Origin of the sequence: Pseudomonas graminis (genome assembly GCF_001705435.1) — a bacterium.
In the GTDB taxonomy this organism is placed as follows: Bacteria; Pseudomonadota; Gammaproteobacteria; order Pseudomonadales; family Pseudomonadaceae; genus Aquipseudomonas; species Aquipseudomonas graminis_B.
The window spans coordinates 289528-305449 of sequence record NZ_MDEN01000062.1 but is presented as its reverse complement, the minus strand read 5'-3'; the positions used below and the strand labels follow the sequence as shown (position 1 = coordinate 305449).

Below are 15922 nucleotides of genomic sequence, written 5' to 3'. Positions count from 1 at the left end.
GTCGTCCCGCACCTCAGGCGTGTGAAGTGTCAGGCTGCATCGCCAGAAGAATCAGGTGCGGCCGCGTCGCGTCTCCCACCACCCGACGGGCGTTCAGGGTGATCGCCCGCGGGCCTGCATCGGTCAGTTCATGTTCCACGACGAAGCCGTCGAAACTGGTGTCGTTCTCCAGCAGGGTGCCGAGCTTTTGCCGCAGCGCCGGGATGTCCCACAGGCGGTTGTTGAGTTCAAAGAGTGTGCGACCGGTGGTCAGCGGCTCGGTCGTCGGAAAGGTGCGGTAGTAGGACCGACTGGCGGACACGACGCACAGGTCTTCGTCCAGCACCAGCAGCGGCTCGATGACCGTGTCGACGATGGCTTCGGCCAACTCGCGCGCCGCCTGCACGGCCTTCTGGTTGGCGATGCGGCTGTTGATGTCGTGAAAGGTCATGACCACGCCGTGAATGACGTTGTCCAGCGTGCGGTACGGTGCCAGCCGCGCCAGGAACCAGTTGCCCGACACAGTGCACAGTTCGATCTCTTGCGGGATCAACATGTCGAGCACCTCCTGTGCGGGGACCAGCAGGTCCATGGAGTGAATGTACGAAGAGATATCGGCCAGTGGCCGCCCCACATCCTTGGGGATCAGGCGGTAGATCTTCACGGCGTCGCGCGTGAAGCGGCGAATGATCAGCTTTGTGTCAAGAAATATAGTCCCGATATTGATGCTGTCGAGGAGGTTCTTCATGTCATTTTGCATGTCGCCGAGCTGTTCGATCTTCGTTTGCAGCTCGGCATTGACCGTGACCAGCTCCTCGTTGACCGATTGCAGCTCTTCACGGGAGGTTTCCAGCTCCTCGTTGGACGACTGCAATTCTTCGTTGGTCGATTGCATCTCTTCGTTGGCCGCGCCCAGCTCCTCGTTCAGGTGCTGCAACTCATCAATGGTCGCCTGCAGGTTCTCCCGCGTGTACGCCAGGTCGTGCTCCAGCAGCCTGACCCGATCGGGCGCCAGATGTGCGGCGGTATCCGGTACCGCGTCGGGCGGAATGTCCGCGCCGCTGGCCGGTTCCTGGAACGTGATCAGGAGCAACTGCTCGCCCTGAGCCGTGTTGCCCATCCGGCGCACGCTGAGGCTGACCCAGCGCGTCGCGCCGTCACCGCTGACCGGCAGCGGCCGGGTGGCAGTCGGCTCGGCGCTGAGGGCGGCACGCTGCACCGCACTGCGCAGGTCCAGCTGCAGGCCTTCGCGGGCCATTTCGACGACGTTGAGGCTGGGTTGCCCCGGCGCAGGGCGCAGGTAGCGGCCGGTGTCGCCGTGGACATACAGAATGTTGCCGGTCAGATCAGTGACCACCGAGGCAGGGCCAAAGTCCTGCAGCAGCGCCCGACGGGTCAGTTCGGCAATGTTGGTTTCCTTGGTCATGGTCGCGGGGCGGTCCGGGGGTCGGCTGATGGGGCTGGGCAGCCACGACAGCGTGCTGTCCATCGGCATGGATTTAGGGGTTCGGGTCTTCACGGCCCGGTAGAACTTCCATTTGCGCTGCAACGGCGTGAACAGTGTGGCATGCCCGCCGATGCTCTCGGAAGGCGAGAGAAACAGCACGCCGTCAGGCTTGAGCGCGTAATGAAAGGTCGGGATCAGGCGGTTCTGCAGCGCATGCCCCAGGTAGATCATCAGGTTGCGGCAGCACAGCAGATCGATACGGGTGAAGGGCGGATCCTTGATCACGTTCTGCACCGCGAACACGATCATCTCGCGGATTTCCTTCTTCACCCGGTAACCGCCTTCGACGCGACTGAAATAGCGCTCCAGGCGCTCGGCGCCGACGTCACGGGCGACGGAAAGCGGGTAGAACCCGGCGCGGGCGGTGCTGATGGCATCGGCGTCCAGGTCGGTGGCGAACACCTGAATGCCCGGCGCCACGCCGGCAGCCTGACCCTGCGGATGCAGGAGCTCGTGCAGAACGATGGCCACCGAGTAGGCCTCTTCACCCGTGGCGCAACCGGCAATCCACACCCGCAGCGGCTCATCGCCAGCCTTGGCGTCGATCATCGGCTGGAGGATCTGCCGCTGCATGACCGTGAACGCGGCCGGGTCACGAAAGAACTGGGTGACGTTGATCAGCAACTCGCTGAACAGCAACTTGCATTCCTCCGCCGAGCCCTGCAGCAGCCGCAGGTAGTCGTCCTGACTAGCGAGGTTCATGATCTGCAGCCGTCGCTCGATGCGCCGCGCGATGGTGCTCTTCTTGTACTGGGTGAAGTCATGGCCGGTCATGGTGCGCAGGTGCAGCAGAATCTGCTCGATGGCGTCGCCCTGCGTCGTCGACGGTGCCGGGCCGTCCGGGTCCGTGCTGCCGGTCAGTACGCCGGGCATTTGCTCCACGCTCATCACATGACTGGCGTTGCCCGCCTGGATCGCGCTGTCGGGCATGCCGCTGTAGGTCGCCTCCTCCGGCCACTGCACCAGGGTTCTGCCGCCGTGATCGAGGATCGCCCGGCAGCCGGCGGTGCCGTCCGCACCGGTACCGGACAGAATCACGCCGACCGCCCTCGTCCCATGGTGCTCGGCCATTGAGGCGAAGCAGGCGTCGATGGGCAGAGGGTGACCGCGCTCGCCCTCGTAGCGGGTCAGGACCAGCGTGTCGGCCGTCACGCTCAAGCCAAAGTGCGGCGGGATCACATACACGGTGTCGGCGTCGAGCGGCGCGCCATGGGTGGCCTCGACGACCCTCATGCCGGTCGAACGGGCGAGGATTTCGGTGAGCAGGCTGGGCGTGGTCGGTGCAAGGTGCTGGATCACCAGAAAGCTCATGCCCGAATCGCTCGGCATCAGGCTCAGGAAGCGCTGCAGCACTTCCAGACCGCCCGCGGACGCGCCAAGGCCGACGAGCAGTCGGCCCTGGGGGCGGTGGTGCTGCGCGATGTCGGACACGGGATCCCTCATGTGGCAAATGGACGCGGATGATGCCCGCTGCCGGCCGGCCGGGCAATGGCGGATAGGCCGCCAGGCCTCGCCGATGAGTCTCCCCGACGGGTCAACACGCCAGACAGGCGCCTGCATTAATGTCACACTAACGCCCGGCCTGTCCCTGATAGCGCTGTGCCATACTCTACGTATGCCGGGTCACAGCGTCGCGCGTCAATGCCGTTCATCCAGAAGCGGAAATCTCTTCCCGCGCCCCCAGTCCATCCCTTTCTCTGAACCACTGTGTCGAGATGTCGCCCATGAAGTCGGACAACGTACAAATTGGCCCGCTGGATTTCCTGCTGGGCGGGGGTGAGATGGGGCAGTTGATCCGGGATTTCGACTGGGCGTCGACGTCACTGGGGGATCCGGCAGCGTGGCCGCAGTCTCTGCGCTCGGCCATCAGCATCTGCCTGCACTCCAGCTTCCCGACCGCGATCTACTGGGGCGAAGACTTCTGCCTGCTGTACAACGACGCCTGGGCACCGATCCCGGCGGATCGTCACCCGGCGGTACTGGGCCACCCGGCGCGGGAGGTCTGGCCGATTATCTGGGACGTCGTCGGGCCGCAGCTCGAAGCCGCCGTCCGGGATGCCGAGGGATTTTCGGCGTTCGACCAGCGGTTGATGATGGAGCGTGGCGGGAGCCTGGTGGAGACGTGGTGGAACTACAGTTTCACGCCGATCCGCGGGGAAAACGGGCGCATCGCGGGCATCCTCAATCAGGGCCACGAGGTCACTGACCGGATTCTCGCCGAGCGTCGCCGTACGGACCAACTCGTCCGTCAACGCAAGATGTTCGAGCAGGCGCCCGGCTTCATCACGGTGCTCCATGGCCCCGAGCACCGCTTCGAATTCGTCAACCAGTCCTACACCCGGCTGTTCGGCGAGCGCGATTACGTCGGCAAAACCATCTACGAGGCATTCCCGGAGCTCGCAGGCCAGGGCTTTTATGAGTGGCTGGACGGGGTCTACCGCACCGGCGAGCGCCTGGTTCAGCAACACACCCCGATCCAGCTCAGTCACCCGGACGCCCCGTGCGAAGTGCGCTACCTGGATTTTATCTATGAGCCGCTGCTCGATGATGCCGGCCAGGTGACGGGTATTTTCTGCGAAGGCCACGACGTCACCGAGGCGCATATCTCCCGGGCGGCGCTGGAGGCCAGTGAAGCGGCACTGCGCGAGGAGACCCGCACGCTGGAGACACTGAATCGGGTGAACGCCGAGCTGGCCCTCGACCTGGACCTCAAACGACTGGTACAGACCGTGACCGATGCCGGACGAGAGATGACCGGCGCACACATCGGCGGCTACTTTCACAACGTTGCAGGCGATCACTTCGATCTCTTTACGCTGTCTGGCGCGCCGCCCACGGAATTGGCCCGGTTGCCAGGCCCGCGGGCGAGCCCGGTGTTCGCGCCGGCGTTCCTCACCGAGGGCGTGATGCGCTCCGACGATATTTTGCCGGACCCACGCTATGGCGGCATCACGCCGCATTTCGGCTTGCCGGCCGGCCATGCGCCGGTGCGAAGCTACCTGGCAGTCTCGGTGGTGTCGCGCTCGGGGGAGGTGCTCGGCGGACTGTTCTACGGGCACTCGGAGCCGGCGCAGTTCAGCGCGCGTCACGAAGCACTGATGTCGGCGCTCGCCGCTCAGGCCGCCATCGCCATCGATAACGCGACGCTGTTCCAGCAGGTGCACAGCGCCAACGAAACCCTCGAACAGCGGGTGCTGGCCCGTACCCGGGAGTTGTCTGAAGCCCACTCGGCCCTGCGCCAGGCGCAGAAGATGGAAGCCGTGGGACAACTCACCGGCGGCATCGCCCACGACTTCAACAACTTGCTCGCCGGGATTCTCGGCAGCCTGGAAATGATCGAGCGGCGCATCGCCAACGGCCGGGTGGACGGCCTGGACCGCTACGTCAGCGCGGCCCATGACTCGGCCAATCGCGCCGCCCAGCTCACCCAGCGGCTGCTGGCGTTTTCCCGTCGCCAGACACTCGACCCCAAGCCGACCGACGTCAACCGCCTGGTGGCGGGGATGGGTCAGCTGATCTCTTCGACCCTCGGCCCCTCCATCGGCACGCGGACGATCGCCAGCGGTGACCTGTGGCTGAGCAAGATCGACGCGCCGCAGCTGGAAAGCGCGCTGGTCAACCTCACCCTCAACGCCCGCGACGCCATGCCGGAAGGCGGCGAACTCACGGTGCAGACCCGCAACGTCTCCTCAGACAGCGCCGCGGGAGTGGCCGCGCAGCTGCCCGAAGGCGACTTCGTGGAAATCAGTGTCAGCGACACCGGCATAGGTATCGCCCCGGAGATTCTCGATCGGATTTTCGACCCGTTCTTCACCACCAAACCCATCGGCCAGGGCACGGGCCTGGGGCTGTCAATGATTCACGGCTTCGTGCACCAGTCCGGCGGGACGATTCAGGCGCGTTCCACCCACGGCGCAGGCACGACGGTTTCGCTGTATTTGCCGCGTTACCTGGGAGACAGCCATTTGGCCCCAGCCCGCAGCGCACCCCAGAACCGCAGCAGTGGCGAATCCGTTCTGGTGATTGACGACGAACCCCACGTGCGGATGCTGATGTGCGACGCCCTGCGCGAGCGCGGTTATGCCGTCACCGAAGCCATGGACGGACCGTCGGGCCTGCAGATGCTGCGGTCGATGACCTCGATCGATCTGCTGGTGACCGATGTCGGGCTGCCCGGCGGCATGAATGGCCGGCAGGTCGCCGATGCCGCCCGTGCGCTGCTGCCTTCGCTGAATGTGCTGTTTGTCACCGGCTACGCGGAAAATTCGGCGGTGGGCGGTGACCAGCTCGAAGCCGGAATGGCCGTGCTGCTCAAGCCCTTCGGCATGGACAGCTTCACGCGGAAGGTCAGCGACATACTCGCGGCGTCACCCCCCTCGCCCTCTGCGGAGCGCGACGGCCGCGGGGTGGATGACTGATCAGTCAGCTTTTTTACACCGACCCATGGAACTCACAGGGCCGGCATGCCCCTAACCACGACGTCAGCGAACCGGCATAACGCCCGTTCCACGAGAGGTTTAGGTTTCCATGTCTTCCAGCACCCCATCCGCCGCCATAGGCCAACCAGACGAGCAGCGCACGTCGCCGCGTCGCCTGATTTTCATCTCGGTCCTTGTCGCCACCATGGGCGCACTCGCTTTCGGTTACGACACGGGCATCATCGCGGGCGCACTGCCTTTCATGACCTTGCCCCTCGATCAGGGCGGTCTTGGCCTGAACCCGGTCAGCGAAGGGCTGATTACCGCGTCGCTGATCGTCGGCGCCGCCTTCGGCTCACTGGCCAGCGGCTACCTCTCCGACCGTTTTGGCCGACGCGTGACCCTGCGCATGCTGTCGCTGTTGTTCATCGTCGGTGCACTCGGCACGGCCACGGCGCCCTCGGTGCCGTTCATGGTCGCCGCGCGTTTTCTGCTGGGTATCGCGGTTGGCGGGGGCTCGGCGACGGTGCCGGTGTTCATCGCCGAGATCGCAGGGCCTTCTCGTCGCGCCCGACTGGTCAGCCGCAACGAGCTGATGATCGTCAGCGGCCAGTTGCTGGCCTACGTGCTCAGCGCCGTGCTCGCGGCGTTGCTGCACACCCCCGGTATCTGGCGCTACATGCTGGCCATCGCGATGGTCCCGGGCGTGTTGCTGCTGATCGGTACGTTCTTCGTGCCGCCGTCGCCGCGCTGGCTGGCCTCCAAAGGCCGCTTCGATGAAGCGCAAGACGTGCTCGAACAACTGCGTGACACCAAAGACGCCGCCAAGCGCGAAGTCGAGGAAATGAAAGCCCAGGAAAAAGAAGCCCACAAGCGCGTCGCCGCTCGCGATCTGCTGCGTCAGCCGTGGGTGTTGAAGCTGTTGCTGATCGGTGTCGGGCTGGGCTTTACCGCGCAGTTCACCGGCGTCAACGCGTTCATGTATTACACGCCGATCATCCTCAAACACACCGGCATGGGCACCAACGCTGCACTGACCGCGACCATCGGCAACGGCATCGTGTCGGTCATCGCCACGCTGCTGGGGATCTGGGCCATCGGCCGGTACGGGCGTCGGCACTTGCTGATGACCGGTCTGGTCATCGTGATCATGATGCAGGCGGCACTGGGTTGCGTGCTGATGTTCATGCCGCAGAACCTGACCCAGAGCTATGCCGCGCTGGCGTGCATTCTGGTGTTCCTGCTGTTCATGCAGATGTGCATCTCGCCGGTCTACTGGCTGCTGATGTCCGAGCTGTTCCCGATGCAGGTGCGCGGGCTGTTGACCGGCACGGCAGTGTCGATGCAGTGGCTGTTCAACGCCACGGTCGCGTTCCTCTTCCCGATCGCGGTGGACACGATCGGCAACCCGACCTTCTTCGTGTTTGCGGCGATCAACATCGGCTCGCTGATCTTCGTCTTCCTGTGCCTGCCGGAAACCAAGGGCAAGTCCCTGGAGCAGATCGAGAAGCACATGAAGAAGGAGCTTTGAGGCGAGGTTTCAGATCCCGGGCCTTGGGTCCGGGTCTTTGAAACCAAGGGGCTGGGACTGCGCAGGGTCAGCCGAGCAATTCGGTGATCCAGCGCACTTGCTGTGCGATGTCGTGCAGCGTGTGTTCCGAGACTCCCTGCCGCGCCCGCTGCAAGCCGGCCAGGCTGCGTTGCTTGTTACGCAGCCGCCGCTGCCATTTATCGAGGAACGACGGACTGCGTTCCGTCATCAACAGCGGGCCGAAGTATAGGGCTTCAGGGCTGTAGACCACCGGTCCGCTGGGTTCGGCGACGATGATTTCGTAGTCGAAGCGGTTCTCCCGCAGCACGTCCTCGTGGACGATGCGATAACCGTTGTCCATCAGCCACTGGCGCAGCTCAGGCTCGCCGCCGTTGGGCTGCAGAATCAGCCGCTCCCTTCCGTTGAGCCGCGCTTTGCCGGCCTCAAAAATGTCTCGAATCGTCTCGCCCCCCATGCCGCAGAGGCTGATCGCAGTGATGCCGTCGTCCGCTTCAATCGCTGCAAGGCCGTCAGCCAGACGCACGCGAATGTGCGCCTCGAAACCGTTCTCGCGCACCGTCCGTTGCGCGGCGCTGAACGGCGTCGTCGCCACCTCCCCCGCCACTGCCATCGCAATGAGCCCACGGCGCATCAACGCCACCGGCAGGTAGGCGTGATCGGAGCCGATGTCGGCCAGTCGCGCGTCGGCAGGCACCAGCGCCGCCACGCGCTCCAGGCGCCTGGACAATGTGTGTTCGTTCAACGTTGCCGCCCCTTCTCTCGCTACCGCCCGGCACGACCTGCCGAAACGGGGCGTGAGTCTGTCGGGCGGTGGCGAGGATTTCAACTGCGGTGAGGCATGGCCGGCGGATTGAGCGTCGGGTACTAAGGCAGCTTGGCGATCACCTTGATCTCGAAATCGAAGCCATACAGCCAGGTCACGCCCACGGCTGTAATGGTCGGATGCGGCGCCTCGCCCCAGAACTCCGGCACCACTTCCCAGGCGGTTTCGAAGGTCGACTGCGGATCGACCATGAACACGGTGACGTCAATCACGTCATCGAAGGTGCAGCCGGCGGCGTTGAGAATGGCATTGAGGTGAGTGAAGGCCAGGCGGACCTGGGCGCGCAGATCGGGTTCGGGCGAGCCATCTTCGCGGCTGCCGACCTGCCCCGAGACAAACAGCAAGCCGGCGGATTTGATTGCCGGCGAGTAGCGATTGCGCTCGTACAGCGCATGGCGGCCAGGGGGGAATACAACGTCACGAACAGTCATGGGCTTTCTCCTTCAGCGGAGCGGGAGGCTCCGTGGTTTCGGTGGGCAGACTGTAGGGCGGCGGATTCCCTGGATAAACCAGCAGCGCTGATCAAGACTGTTTGCATTCCCCAAACAATCAGGTGGCGCGATGGACCGTTTCGACGCGATGCAGGCGTTCGTTCGAGTCGTGGAAACCGGCAGCTTCACCAAGGCCGCCGGGACGTTGCACATGAGCAAGACCACGGTGACGCAACTGGTGCAGCAGCTCGAAGCGCGGTTGCGGGTCAAGCTGCTCAACCGCACCACGCGCAAGGTCAACGTCACGGCCGACGGCGCGGTGTTCTACGAACGGGCGCTGCGCGTGCTGGCGGATCTGGACGATGCGGAAACCGGTCTGTCCGCTGCCTCCGCCTTGCCCCGAGGACGACTGCGTGTTGATGTGCCCAGCCCATTCGCGCGCATGGTGCTGATCCCGGCGCTGCCGGACTTCAACGCACGCTACCCCGACATCCAGATCGACCTCGGGGTGAGCGACCGGATGATCGACCTAATCGGCGAGAACGTCGACTGCGTGGTCCGCGGCGGCGAGCTGACCGACCAATCGCTGATGGCCCGGCACATCACCGACCTGAAGCTGGGCGTCTACGCGTCGCCGGCGTATCTGCAGGGCGCGGGCACCCCGGATCACCCCCGTGAGCTCGAAGACCCGCAACACCGCATCGTCGGTTATCGCTGGGCGCGCACCGGGCAGCTGTTCCCGATGGTGCTGCAACGGGACGGCGAAAGGGTTCAGGTGCAAAGCCGCTACCTGCTCACTGTCGACGATGGCAATGCGTACCTCGCGGCAGGCCTTGCCGGCATGGGTGCCCTCTGGCTGCCGGAGTACATGGCCGAGCCGTCAGTGCGCAGTGGTGAATTAGTGTCGCTGTTCAAAGACTGGCAGCTGGAGTCGATGCCGATGTACGTGGCCTTCCCGCCCAACCGGCACATCAGCATCAAGCTGCGGGTGTTCATCGACTGGGTTGTGGAGTTGATGGGCGACGGGTACAACAGCCGATCTCACGATTAAACAAGGATGAAGGTGCGATGGACGAAGTGATCAGCTACCGAGAGGCGACTGTTGAGGACGTGGCAGTGATCTGCGAGCTGGGGCAGTTGCTCAACGCCATTCACCATGCAGATCGTCCTGATATTTATGCGGCTGAAACCCGGGATTACCTGCGCGATGCCCCTCACTGGAGCGGGTTTCTGAACAATCCGGAGCAGGTTATTTTCTTGGCGTTTGTCGGGGTTCGGGCGGCGGGGTTTGTCAGCGCGGGGATGTTTTCAGCGGGTGGGCCATTGCTGCAGCCGATGGCGTTCGCGCGGATCGGCTCGGTATGCGTGGCCCAGGTTTTCTGGGGCAAAGGCCTGGGGCGTGGGCTTATTGAGCGAGTGCAAGGGTGGGCGCAGGAGCGCGGCGCGAAGGACATTCGCCTGTCGGTGTGGGGCTTTAATACCCATGCGCGGCGGCTGTATGAAGAGCTCGGGTTCGAGACGCGGGCGTTTGAGATGGGCATGCGCCTGACATGAGTGCCGTTCATCGCGGACACTGGTCACTTTGTAGACGACCGGTCAGTTTTTTTTAAGGTGCTGCGCATTATGAAGAAACTCAACCTGGAAATGCGCCAACACATCATCGACGTCGCCAAGTCGCTGATGACCCACAAGGGCTACACCTCCGTGGGCCTGGCAGAAGTGGTGAGCGCGGCGGGCGTGCCCAAGGGTAATTCTCAATGAGCAATCTCAGTAACAGCACCGACTTGTTTTCCCCCGGCAGATGGGCGCCATCGAAATGGCCAACCGTATCGTCATGGCCCCCGTCACCCGCAGCCGATACGAAGAAGACGGTGTGCCCGGTGAACTGCACGCCACCTATTACGCCCAGCGCGCCACTGCCGGATTGATCGTGGCCGAAGCCACCAACATCTCGGCCCAGGGACGCGGCTATGCGGCGACCCCTGGCATCTGGAGCGAAGCGCAGGTCGCCGGCTGGCGCAAAGTCACCGACGCCGTGCACGCGGCCGGCGGCAAGATCGTCAGCCAGCTCTGGCATGTGGGGCGGTTCTCCAGCGTCGACCTGCAGCCCAACGGCGAAGCCCCGGTCGCGCCGTCCGCCATCCAGGCCGAGGGCAACACGTACACGGCCGACGGCTTTGTCCCGGTGTCGATGCCCCGGGCGCTGGAAACCGACGAAATCCCCGGCATCATCGAGCAGTACAAACACGCGGCCGAGAACGCCAAGCGCGCAGGGTTCGACGGCGTCGAGGTCCACTCGGCGAACAGCTATTTGCTCGACCAGTTCCTGCGCGACTCCACCAATCAGCGCACCGATCAATATGGCGGCTCCATCGGAAACCGTGCCCGGCTGACGCTGGAAGTCACCCAGGCCATCGTCGACATCTGGGGCAACGACCGCGTCGGGATTCGCCTGTCGCCCGTCACGCCGGATGCGGGTAACACGCCGCCGGACAGCAACGTCATGGCGTTGCACGGTTACCTGATTCAGCAGTTGAACCGTTTCAATCTGGCGTACCTGCACTTTGTCGAAGGCGCGACCGCCACCTCCCGTGAAGTGCCGGCAGGCGTCGACATGGATGCGCTGAGTGCCCAGTTCAACGGTCCGTTCATTGGCAACAACAACTACGACCTGGACATGGCCGTCGAACGCCGCGCCGAGGGCAAGATCGACGCCGTCGCGTTCGGTCGCCTGTTCATCTCCAACCCGGACCTGGTCGCGCGTCTGCGCCACGGCGCCGAACTGACCATCGCTCCGCGCGAAAGCTATTACGGCGGCGGCGCCAAGGGCTACACCGACTGGCCGCTGGGCACTTACTAACAGCGCTGGCGACCGCAGCGTTTTCTAGCACCGCATTCACTAACGGCTGAACGGCAAGGCTTTCCCAGGAAAGCCGACGCTGCCCGCACGCCTTGAATTTAAGGAAACATGATCATGAATTATCTGGACAAGAAAACCGCCATCGTCACCGGTGCGTCTTCAGGCATCGGCGCTGCAACCGCCCGAGCATTGGCCGCCCAAGGGGTTAACGTTGTGGCTGCTGCGCTGGATGAGAAAGGCCTCGCCGCGTTGGTCAGCGAACTCCGCGGAGCGGGCTTTGAGGCGTCCAGCTTCGTCACCGACGTGACCGACGCTGAACAGACTCGCGCACTGGCGCAGTTCGCCAAAGACACTTACGGCTCCGTCGACATCCTCGTCAACAACGCCGGCCTGATGCTGTTCTCCCACTGGGTTGACCTCGTGACCCAGGACTGGAACGCCATGATCGACGTCAACATCAAGGGTTACCTGAACACCATCGCCGCCGCCCTGCCCTTCATGCTCGAACAGAAATCCGGGCAGATCCTCAACATGGATTCGGTGGCCGGGCATCAAGTCGGCCCCGGCGCCGGCGTCTACAGCGCGACCAAATTCTTCGTGCAGGCCATGACCGAATCCATGCGCAAGGAGCTGGGCGTGCACCACGGCATCCGCGTCAACACCGTCAGCCCGGGCGTGATCAACACCGGCTGGGCCGACAAAGTCACCGACCCCGCTGGCCGCAAGGCGGCACAAGCGCTCAACGAAATTGCCATCGCACCGGAAGACATCAGCCGCGCCGTCATCTACGCGCTGAATCAGCCGACCAACGTCACCGTCAACGACCTGATCATTTCACCCACCCGACAGGACTGGTGATTGCGCGGCTGTTGGTCATTGAAGCCATCGCCTATCTAACTCAAACCCTGGAGTCATAAACATGAGCAAGAACATCAAAGCCGTTGCCACCCACGACTACAACGCCGTGATCGACACCGCCAGCCGCTACGTTGAAGGGCTGCGCGAAGGCAGTGTTGCGACGATCAAGCAGGCCTTTCATGAAGAGGCGGTGATGTACGGTTTCACCAACGGCCAATTGCTGGGCGGGCCCATCAGCAACTTGTATGACTTTGTCGAGAGCAACGGCAAGGCGGCGGACATCACGACTCGGCTGGATGTGTTGGCGATTACGCCGACTACGGCGGTTGTGCGAGTGGATATGGAGAAGGACGCGATCGGCGCGGATTACAACGACTACCTGACGTTGATAAAGATCGATGGGGACTGGAAGGTGATTGCCAAGGTTTATCACCAGTTTGAGGGGTAGGTTTTACAGCGACTGTTTTGGACGTAGGCCTCGGGGTTTCGATCTCGGGGCTTGCGGGCCGGGTTCTAGCGGCTGGGTATTGAGCGTGTTTTGAGTCGTAGCGGTGGTTATTTTTGGAGTAAGACGTGATGGTTTTAGTTGAGTACAGCGCCGGTTTGCCGTGCAGTGCGGATCAGGCGTGGAAGGTGCTGCGGGAGTTTGGCGGGATCGCGGACTGGCATCCGGCGATTGTGAAGAGCGGCATCGAGGGTGAAGCCGGGATTTTGCGGGTGGGTGCGATCAGGCGGCTGGCGCTTGCGGACGGTGCGGTGTTGCGGGAGCGGTTGACCGAGTTTGATGATGGGGGTCGGGGGTTGGCTTATGTGTTTGAGGAGTCGCCGTTGCCGGTGGATGGGTACCAGGCGCGGGTTCGCGTGGATGCGGTTGCGGATTTGGTGGATCGGTGTGTGGTGCGCTGGAACGCGCGGTTTGAGGTGCGGGAGGCTGGGACGGAGGCGGAATTTGAAGAGCTGGTCAGGAGGTTGATTGCGCAGGGGCATGAGGGTTTGGAGGGGGTTTTTCGGGGTTGATGGTGGGCATCTGCGAGTGAATTGGCTGGATAGGCCAGCCGGAGCCCGATCGAGGCAAGGCGCGCCCGGGTTCCGACGTCCATTGGGCATCGAGTGTGACTCGCCAGGCTGACGCCTGACTAGCGGCGCCTGGAAGCAAGCCAGTTGAACAGCCTGCCCAGCCACCAGCGGCTGCGTGCTTCGCGTATTTCATCAATCTGCATGAACGTGTAAGGCGTGAGCCTGCTCTTTTCTCTCTTGCGCAGTGTGCGTAACCCCCTGATACGGTCGCGAGCGTGGATCAGCATGCAAACGGTGGCAAACAGGAAAATCAGAATGATCAAAATGCCCGTGGTGAACGGCGTGACTGATTTAATCACTGCACCTGCGGCCAAGGTCCCAACACCGGCAATCAACCCTTCCGCTCCCGCGGATGTGGAAGATACGGAAAATGAAACCCTGTTATCGGATACGTCGAACGCGAACCCTCGAGAAGGCGTTAGATAAAGGCCAGCATACAACGTCGCGATGAAACCCAATATCAACCCGGCGGTTATACGTCCCTCAGTCGGAGAACCTCCCAAGTCATCCGTGACCACGGTGTAACTGACCCACGCGGGGGCAAGGGCCAAGAGAAAAATCATCAGAGTGAAGTAACTCAGGGCGAATGTCGTATAACGCTCACACCAATATCTCATGTACAGCGTATAACCTGAGAGCAAGAAAAACAGCAGCCCATACACCCATCCGTCTGTGGCTGAGCGCCAGAGACCAACGACACCCAAGCCAATGGCAACTATGAAAAGCATCCGTGTCAGGGCGTTGACAGTACGGGCGTCAGGATCGTAGATAGTGGACATTTAGACGCTAGCTCCTTGCATGGGCTACCGGGGTGTGTACCTATCGCACATCGCGAGGCGGGCTAATCTTCCCACACCCACTCTAACGATTTTTTCTTCGATGCGGATACACAGAACCATCATGACCAGCGGCCTATGAATGAGGCAGCACGTCGTGCGCGTATCCTCTCCACCTCCATGAACGTGTAGCTCACCCGCTCCTTGAGCTCCTGCTCCTTCAAACTGCGAAGAGACGCAATACTGACCCGATGGTAAAAGAGCATGAACAGTGAGATTGCGAAAAAGATAAAGGCAAGCAATAAAGCGGTAGAGTCGTAGGAATTGACCATAGGGTAGATCATGCTCGACAGTGCCGCCCCTATTCCGCCCTGCAGCGACTGGTTTCGGAAAGGAGGTGCGGTCACCTCGACCCGATTTCCCCGGGCAACCAGTACCGTCGTTCGGCTTCTCCACCTGTACAGCGCTAAGTAGATGACGAATGCGATGAGCAGCGGAATGCAAGCCAATGAAAGTGATGTGAGTGGTCCTAATCTCAATTGCTTATAGGCGGCGATCAATACCAGGAGAAATGTAAAACCTGGTGCAAAGGCGAGATTCAGAAAAAGTCTGAGATTGGCATATCGGGTGAATTTTTCGGTGCGGTAAGCGCAATCGAAACACCACCAACTCAGCCACACCTCCGCCGCGCACATTGGGAAAAATAAAAGGCTGGGCAAAATACCTGCAGAAAACACCGCTTGCATCGTGAACAACAGCCAGGTGCTGAAGATGATGGACATGAAACGGTGTGGATCTGTGTCAAACATCAGTAATTCCCTACTGCTTATTTGAGCGTCACTGGTCGGCCCATTCACTCACTTATGACGAACCGAGCTCGGCACCTCAAGCCTGCAGTCTACTACCGAGGCTGCGAGTTTTGGGCGTGTTCGACCAGCAGACTGTTGTCGACGCGGTTGAGGATCTGCGGAAGCTTTTCCAGCAGAAGCTTACGTCCGGTAGTCATTCAGACAGGATTACCGAGCAGGCCGCCAGTGACTTTGGCGGCCATCGACGAAATTGCGAAACGCATGTTGGCGTCACCAACCACGAAGGGCGTGCAGAGAATGGCGACCTTCAAACCTATAACGCCAATCCTGTAGATGCCTACCAGACCCTCCGCGCCGTCGGCCGGCATCAGAATGTCGACGTTGTAGCTCAACTAATTTTATACCGCATCCTTGACCGGCAATTGGTATGTATGGTGCCGGTCAGGTTGCTAGCGCTAATATTTACAACCCATAAATGCTATCAGCTTCTTTATTCATAGTTAACGACCCTAAAGCTCCCAAATCCAAGCTATAGACTTCATCCTCTCCTTTTAAACTTAAAAAATATCCTAAATCTCCATCCTGGCCGATTAGAAAATAGCCCGACTCAAATAATTGCACTTCATACGCTGCATTTCTTTCAAGCAACTCTGCACAACCATAAATATATACCTGGCCTCCTGACACAAGCTTCAGCTCATAAACACAATCCCCCTGTATCACTTCAGCAGAGAACTTTTTATAATTTTCAGAAAGCCTACCCCCAAGACCGACTTCAATTTCTTTGAGTTTTTCCAGCACCTGACTTTCGCCCATATTCAAAGCCCTCATT

At 61.7% G+C, this 15922-nt stretch carries 14 protein-coding genes and 2 pseudogenes; 9 read left to right on the top strand and 7 right to left on the bottom strand.

The features are described 5' to 3' along the window. Positions 1–13 precede the first annotated feature (13 nt). Positions 14–2917 (bottom strand): chemotaxis protein CheB, encoded by a 2904-nt coding sequence (locus BBI10_RS13450; protein ID WP_244160360.1) that lies wholly within the window; start codon positions 2915–2917, stop codon positions 14–16. Between the two features lie 293 nt (positions 2918–3210). Here BBI10_RS13450 and BBI10_RS13445 point away from each other — a divergent pair, with 293 nt between their 5' ends. Together BBI10_RS13445 and BBI10_RS13440 are read left to right on the top strand one after the other, a co-directional pair. Then, positions 3211–5904, top strand: coding sequence for an ATP-binding protein (locus BBI10_RS13445; protein ID WP_083233107.1), 2694 nt, complete (start codon positions 3211–3213; stop codon positions 5902–5904). A gap of 109 nt (positions 5905–6013) precedes the next feature. Further along, complete coding sequence (locus BBI10_RS13440) at positions 6014–7435, top strand: sugar porter family MFS transporter (protein WP_065988991.1); 1422 nt, start codon at positions 6014–6016, stop codon at positions 7433–7435. A 67-nt stretch (positions 7436–7502) separates the two neighbouring features. Here the strand turns inward: BBI10_RS13440 and BBI10_RS13435 are convergent, their stop codons facing one another. Together BBI10_RS13435 and BBI10_RS13430 are read right to left on the bottom strand one after the other, a co-directional pair. Next, complete coding sequence (locus BBI10_RS13435; protein ID WP_065988990.1) at positions 7503–8198, bottom strand: tRNA (adenine(22)-N(1))-methyltransferase; 696 nt, start codon at positions 8196–8198, stop codon at positions 7503–7505. Between the two features lie 122 nt (positions 8199–8320). Next, positions 8321–8710, bottom strand: a complete 390-nt coding sequence (locus BBI10_RS13430; protein ID WP_065988989.1) for a RidA family protein — start codon at positions 8708–8710, stop codon at positions 8321–8323. Between the two features lie 130 nt (positions 8711–8840). Here BBI10_RS13430 and BBI10_RS13425 point away from each other — a divergent pair, with 130 nt between their 5' ends. From BBI10_RS13425 to BBI10_RS13395, 7 genes and pseudogenes are all read left to right on the top strand, one after another. After that, complete coding sequence (locus tag BBI10_RS13425; RefSeq protein ID WP_065988988.1) at positions 8841–9761, top strand: LysR family transcriptional regulator; 921 nt, start codon at positions 8841–8843, stop codon at positions 9759–9761. Between the two features lie 17 nt (positions 9762–9778). Beyond that, positions 9779–10264 carry a GNAT family N-acetyltransferase gene (locus tag BBI10_RS13420; RefSeq protein ID WP_065988987.1) on the top strand — a complete coding sequence of 162 codons (486 nt, stop codon included), beginning with the start codon at positions 9779–9781 and terminating at the stop codon, positions 10262–10264. A 69-nt stretch (positions 10265–10333) separates the two neighbouring features. Continuing rightward, a pseudogene (locus BBI10_RS13415) lies at positions 10334–10462 on the top strand (TetR family transcriptional regulator); the annotation flags it as partial. A gap of 5 nt (positions 10463–10467) precedes the next feature. After that, positions 10468–11570 (top strand): annotated as a pseudogene (locus BBI10_RS13410) (alkene reductase). A gap of 114 nt (positions 11571–11684) precedes the next feature. Then, positions 11685–12428 carry an SDR family oxidoreductase gene (locus BBI10_RS13405; protein WP_065988985.1) on the top strand — a complete coding sequence of 248 codons (744 nt, stop codon included), beginning with the start codon at positions 11685–11687 and terminating at the stop codon, positions 12426–12428. A 61-nt stretch (positions 12429–12489) separates the two neighbouring features. Next, the gene (locus BBI10_RS13400; protein ID WP_065988984.1) at positions 12490–12876 is read left to right on the top strand and encodes a nuclear transport factor 2 family protein; all 387 of its coding nucleotides are present in this window, start codon (positions 12490–12492) and stop codon (positions 12874–12876) included. Between the two features lie 128 nt (positions 12877–13004). Next, positions 13005–13445, top strand: coding sequence for an SRPBCC family protein (locus tag BBI10_RS13395; protein ID WP_065988983.1), 441 nt, complete (start codon positions 13005–13007; stop codon positions 13443–13445). Between the two features lie 119 nt (positions 13446–13564). On the opposite strand, the gene BBI10_RS13390 is transcribed toward BBI10_RS13395, so the two are convergent. From BBI10_RS13390 to BBI10_RS13375, 4 genes are all read right to left on the bottom strand, one after another. Then, positions 13565–14284, bottom strand: coding sequence for a hypothetical protein (locus tag BBI10_RS13390; RefSeq protein WP_065988982.1), 720 nt, complete (start codon positions 14282–14284; stop codon positions 13565–13567). 119 nt (positions 14285–14403) lie between these two features. Then, complete coding sequence (locus BBI10_RS13385) at positions 14404–15090, bottom strand: hypothetical protein (RefSeq protein WP_065988981.1); 687 nt, start codon at positions 15088–15090, stop codon at positions 14404–14406. 197 nt (positions 15091–15287) lie between these two features. After that, positions 15288–15482, bottom strand: coding sequence for a hypothetical protein (locus BBI10_RS13380; RefSeq protein WP_065988980.1), 195 nt, complete (start codon positions 15480–15482; stop codon positions 15288–15290). 70 nt (positions 15483–15552) lie between these two features. Further along, positions 15553–15906 carry a hypothetical protein gene (locus tag BBI10_RS13375; RefSeq protein WP_065989093.1) on the bottom strand — a complete coding sequence of 118 codons (354 nt, stop codon included), beginning with the start codon at positions 15904–15906 and terminating at the stop codon, positions 15553–15555. Positions 15907–15922 lie beyond the last annotated feature (16 nt).